This window comes from Patescibacteria group bacterium (genome assembly GCA_040753135.1).
Classification (GTDB): Bacteria; Patescibacteriota; Minisyncoccia; order UBA6257; family Brennerbacteraceae; genus JBFMGR01.
Map to the genome: position 1 here is coordinate 62,239 of JBFMGR010000003.1, position 5,156 is coordinate 67,394.

Genomic DNA, 5,156 nt, shown 5'->3' on the forward strand with positions numbered 1-5,156 from the left:
TTTTTTTTATATATAGATATTTTTGCCCCCTGGGGTGGGGGGGGGCCCCCCCCCCCCCCCCCCCCCCCCCTCCAAAACTTATCTCCCGCTGATGCGGGATTTTATTTTGTTATAATTAAATCATATGTTAGAGTCTCGCCGCCAAAAAATTATTTTTATTGCCGTAATAATTTTTGTAATTTTGATTGCTTTGTCAGTGATTTATTTTGTTGCGATTAAAAAGCCCGCGGACCAGCGACGGAGGATTTTATATTATTCTCATCCAGTTTATGGCTATTTAATCTATCTACCTTTGGACTGGCAGGGCAGATATTTGGTTCAGGAGACAGAAGACGGAGTTTCTTTTTTATACAACTCTGAATCAGCCACAAAGCACGAGCTGTTTTCTATTATGGTTTACGATTGGCAAGAATGGCAAACAATTAAGCAATCCCAATTTTATCACGGCCGGGAGCTGGCCCAGAAAAACAATCTGGTTTTTGTTTTAACTCAAACCTCAGGCAATTCTTATTCGGGCAGGGAAGCAGAAGAGTTCCAAGCAATGGCAAGCCAGATCAGCCGGGTTATTGACAGTTTTGAGCTTAATTAAGGGCGTTTTTTCAGCTATTGACAGCGTCAGTTTGTTTTCTACAATAAAATTAATAATTAAGTTTAAAAAATTATGAAGAAGAAACTTTTGAAATTGATTGGTTTAGCTATTTTTGCCGGAGCGGTTATTTTTGCCTGGCAAGCTTGGGCTAAACCATTAGGGCAAACAGAAGCTCCGGTTCTTCCCGAGCAAGCCGGGATATATGATGTTCCCGGTCGGCCGGATTTGAAGATGCGGGTTTTTGTCTATAAAGATAAACTGGACAGCCCGCTTGGAAAGGGTAGCGGCGGGGGCAAACCGCCTAAACCATCGCCAACCCCGGATTATGTTTGCGGTTTAGTTGACCCTGATTCGAGCGCAGTGGTTGGCGCGGCTGGCTGGCATCTGCCAAGCAACTTTGTTTATGCTTTGAATCCAGGCAGCGCGCCGGGCAATATTGGCAGCAATCTTTCTTTAATTACTGATAATTCTTTCTCGGTTTGGGAAACTGCCCTGTCCGGCCAGATTAATCTGATTGAAAACAGCGCCGGCACCGATAAAACCCGGGCCAGTCTTGACGGGGAAAATATTGTTGCTTGGGGCAGAACTCAAGGTACCGCTTTGGCTGTAACTTACATCTGGTATTATCCAGCCACGGGTTTGGCTGTTGAAGTTGATACAATTATGAACAAAAAATTTGTTTGGTCCTGGACGCCTTATGATTCAGAGAATATCTGCGCTGAGGCGAATTCTTACGACGCCCAAAATATTTTGACTCATGAGTTGGGCCACTGGTTCGGTTTAACAGACCATTATTCTAATGATTATCAGCACAACACGATGTATGGTTATGGCGCAAAAGCAGAAGTGAAAAAAGACACTTTGACAACCGGCGATGCTGCTGGGGTGAATCTGATTTATTAAACCTCTTGATATTCCTGTATTCTCTGCTATACTAACAATGTCTTCAGGCGAAAGGCTTCGGCCCAGAACCCGAAGGCACTGGAAAACTCCGCTTTTGCGGAGTTTTCCATTTTAATTGGTTTTTATTGGTTTAACTTTAATCCCTAATCTTTTTGCTTGCTAAAACTTGATTTGTCTACTATCTGTCCGATCGGACAGATAGTAGACAATAGGCAATCTTTAACAGGTAAAATAAGTAAAAAACAAGCAATAAGGCAAACAAATAAGGCAAACAAATAAGTTGACCAAAACTCTCGGTCAAGAGCCGAGAGTTTTGGTTTATTCCCAAACCTTGACAAAACCCAGAGAGAGAGAGATACTAAGAGCAGTTCCTAAAAATCTCAAAAGAAAGGAGGTGAGAAAGGTGGCTAACAAGAATAAGAATCAAAACACTTCCACTAAGTCTAGTGGGAAAGGCGGTCATGGCAAGGGCAAAGATGGTTCTGGTGGTGGCAATAAGAGTAATGCCGGTGGCATTCGCAGTGGAACCAGAGGCAAATAGTTTTTCCCGGGTTGACCAAGGAGCCGTGGCTTTTTACCACGGCTCGTTTAATTTATATAATTTATAATTAAATAGTCAATAGTTTGATTATGTCATGCAATTAAGCATTCCTTTTTATTCTAATACAAAAGACGGCCTACATTGTTTTCAGGCCTGTTTAAAATCTATTCTTAAATACTATTTCCCCAGTAAAAGTTATAGTTTTGGGCATCTTGATAAAGTTACGGCTCATAAGAAAGGTAAATACACGTGGGACTTTGCCGCGCTTCTATTTCTGGCTGATCTTGGCTTTGAGGTTATTTATATAACTCCTTTTGATTTAAAAGAGTTTTCTCTAAAAGGAGAAAAGTTTTTAAAATCTGTTTGGACCGATGAAGTCTATCAGGATCAAAAAAAATATTCTGATTTTAAGCAAGAGCAAAAATTGGCGAAAAAGTTAATAAAGGATAAGGGAATTTCCATTAAGAGAAGATCTACGAGAATCTCTGATATAAGAAAGTTGTTTTCCCGAGGATTCTTGTTAATGGTGCCAGTTAATTCTCTCGTTTTTGAAGGCATAAAAGGATATTATCCTCATATAGTTTTGATTAATGGTATTACTAAGTATTTTATCTATTTTCATGATTCTGGCAATCCGCCGCACCCCAATTGTAAAGCCAGCATTAAAAAGTTCTGGCGAGCCGCAAGTTATCCGGACAATAGTTCAGTTGACTTAATTGCCGTCAGGTATTCTGGAAACCGGCTATGAGATTATAGCCCGCGATGTTGGAGTATCAGAATATTGATTTGCCAAACAAAAACAACAGGAGTATAATAATTTTAGAAAGGAGGTCAAAATGAACTTTGACCTTTTTAAAATTTTTTTGGCAATCACCGGTCTGGTGATTGCCGCAGCCAGCCTGTTAGGCTGGTTGGTCCTGCAGTTCTTGGCTCCTGCAGGACGATAAAAGATCGGTAGGGGATAAACGCCGGTCTTTTTTAGTTTTATTTATACCCTGTTTTTATTTCTTGTTTTTAAATACTTTTAGGCAAGTGGCAGACAGTGTTTATCACTTTTCTTATTTTCTTTTTCTTATTTTCTTATTCTCAAATTCTTAAGAATTTGAGAATAAGAAGGTTTGGCTTGACTTGTCTTTCAAGTTGTTGCTTGATTTAATTCACAGAAAGGGTTATAATGTAGACAAATTCGTTCTTAAACAAAAAAATAAAAAATCCCGCCAAAAGCGGGAAAGGAGAAAAAATGAAAACAATTCAGTTTGCTGGCCAATCCAGCTCCGGCTGGGTTGGTTTTGTTGTTTTCTTCATTATTGTTGTCGCCATTCTTGCGGCAACAATGATCCTGGTCCCGGGACCGGCATTCCCGGGCGGCCTGCCGATTTCCCGGCCGACCGAAACGCCCACCCCAACCGCCACCCCCACGCCCACGCGCACCCCCACCCCAACCGCCACCCCCACGCCCACGCGCACTCCCACGCCCACGGCGCCACCAACGCCGACGCCGTTGGTGGGGAGGAATGAGGGCGATGCGATTCGCATCGCCCATGAAATCGGGTGCATGCCGCACCCGGAGTTTTTGATCACCTCAATGAGTGAGGTGATTCAAAAACTCGAGGCTGGCAGGAGATATGCTATTCAGCATATCCCTGAGTCAGCGTATCCTCAGCCCCCGGAGGGGGCTGAGGGGTGGTGGGTCACAGGACCCACCGATGAGGGGGGGTGTATTATTGTTAATTTATACCCCCTCCCCATGCCTCCAGGGGGAGGGGGTCCTCCAGTCCCTCTTTATTTTATGATAGAGGGACTGCAGGGGGAGTGGCACCTCATAGAGGTTGTCACTCCCTAAATACTAGCCGCCTGCTTGCAGGCGGCTTTTCTTATGAATTATAAATATTAGGACATCGCAGGCCGCCAATTGACAGCCTGTGATGTCCCTGACACTTGACTCTTAATAAGATATAGTCTTATAATAAAATATATTGCTTATGTTTTTAAAAACTCTTAAACAGGCAATTCAAGAGATAAAGCTTAATAAGAAAACTCTTTTAATAGTGGCAGCTGTTCTTATCTTATTGGGAACGGGTTTGTTTTTTGGCATTAGGTTTTATCAGGATAAAAAATTCGCTGACAGCTTAATAATCAGACAGCCAGAAGAAATGGGTAATCTGCCAGTAGAAGCTTTTTATGATTATGACACCAGAGAGTATCCAGCAATGTTTAATATCTTGGAGATTAACCCGGACAGCAAGACTCTTAAGCTGGGGTTTATTTACCCGTTCAAATACCAAGGCAATGAGATTGTTTCTAAAGTTAACTGCAGATTAGAAAACACTGCCGTCTATCTAAACCAAGAAGACAGATTAGTTTCTTCCACAGTTCCTTTTTATCAGGATGCCAGAATTGTGCCTGGCAGGACTATTATGCAGGCAATCTGCCAAGACCAGTTTTGCCGCAAAATTACTAAGTACTGCGAATTTATTATAATTTAAACTTTTATGGCAATTAAAAACAAATTAGCTTTACTAATAATTTTATTAGGCTTTGGTGGTTTTGTTTTCGTAAACCCGAGTTTTGCTGTTACTAGACCTTGTGGTAAGGATTGTGAGTGTACAGGATTTGGGGGGCCCGTTCTGTCATGTCAAGGTTACGAGTATTGTAGAGTTTACGGTCCTCCGGGAGTATCTGGAACAGCTTACTATGGAGGGAATTGTCCGCGGCTTATGGGAACAAATTGGCATTACTATGATTGTTCTAAAGCAGAATCATGCGGTGGTGGCGGCGGTGGCGGCCCGAGAAGCTGTCCAGTATGTACTGAAGAAGGCACCAGAACTGATTGCCGTCAAGCTTGCAATGCCGGCTGGAAACCAAGCGACAGCTGTGACCCTGAATGCGATCCTTGGAAAAGCAAAGTTTGTTGTGAAAAAACTGCTTGCTGGCCAATTCCCAACTGCACTCCATCGCCTTCATCATCGCCATCACCTTCGTCATCGCCTTCGCCGTCAGTTCAACCCACCCCTTCTCCCAGCCCTACTCCCAGCCCCAGACCAGTGGGAATCAGCTCATTTAAGATTACCAACTTTAGAGAACAGCAAGCTGCTAATGGAGTTTATTACTACCAAGTGCTTA

Annotated in this window: 7 protein-coding genes; 6 read left to right on the forward strand and 1 reads right to left on the reverse strand. The window is 42.7% G+C overall.

Annotated features, from left to right (window positions below; translation table 11 throughout):
- Positions 1-124: 124 nt before the first annotated feature.
- The 4 genes from AB1721_01470 to AB1721_01485 all read left to right on the forward strand — a co-directional run bounded on the left by AB1721_01470 (position 125) and on the right by AB1721_01485 (position 2,781).
- On the forward strand, positions 125-589 hold the full coding sequence (locus tag AB1721_01470; protein ID MEW5805381.1) for a hypothetical protein: 465 nt from the start codon (positions 125-127) through the stop codon (positions 587-589).
- A gap of 72 nt (positions 590-661) precedes the next feature.
- Entirely contained in the window at positions 662-1,492 is an 831-nt protein-coding gene (locus tag AB1721_01475) for a hypothetical protein (protein ID MEW5805382.1), read from the forward strand.
- 280 nt (positions 1,493-1,772) lie between these two features.
- Positions 1,773-2,033, forward strand: coding sequence for a hypothetical protein (locus tag AB1721_01480; GenBank protein MEW5805383.1), 261 nt, complete (start codon positions 1,773-1,775; stop codon positions 2,031-2,033).
- 94 nt (positions 2,034-2,127) lie between these two features.
- Positions 2,128-2,781 (forward strand): peptidase C39 family protein, encoded by a 654-nt coding sequence (locus AB1721_01485; GenBank protein ID MEW5805384.1) that lies wholly within the window; start codon positions 2,128-2,130, stop codon positions 2,779-2,781.
- Positions 2,782-3,284: 503 nt separating this feature from the next.
- Here the strand turns inward: AB1721_01485 and AB1721_01490 are convergent.
- Positions 3,285-3,569 (reverse strand): hypothetical protein, encoded by a 285-nt coding sequence (locus AB1721_01490; protein MEW5805385.1) that lies wholly within the window; start codon positions 3,567-3,569, stop codon positions 3,285-3,287.
- A 446-nt stretch (positions 3,570-4,015) separates the two neighbouring features.
- On the opposite strand from AB1721_01490, the gene AB1721_01495 reads away from it, so the two are divergent.
- Both AB1721_01495 and AB1721_01500 read left to right on the forward strand, forming a co-directional pair.
- Positions 4,016-4,519 (forward strand): hypothetical protein, encoded by a 504-nt coding sequence (locus tag AB1721_01495; protein ID MEW5805386.1) that lies wholly within the window; start codon positions 4,016-4,018, stop codon positions 4,517-4,519.
- Between the two features lie 231 nt (positions 4,520-4,750).
- Positions 4,751-5,156 (forward strand): hypothetical protein (locus tag AB1721_01500; GenBank protein MEW5805387.1); only part of this gene is annotated, 406 nt, incomplete at its 3' end.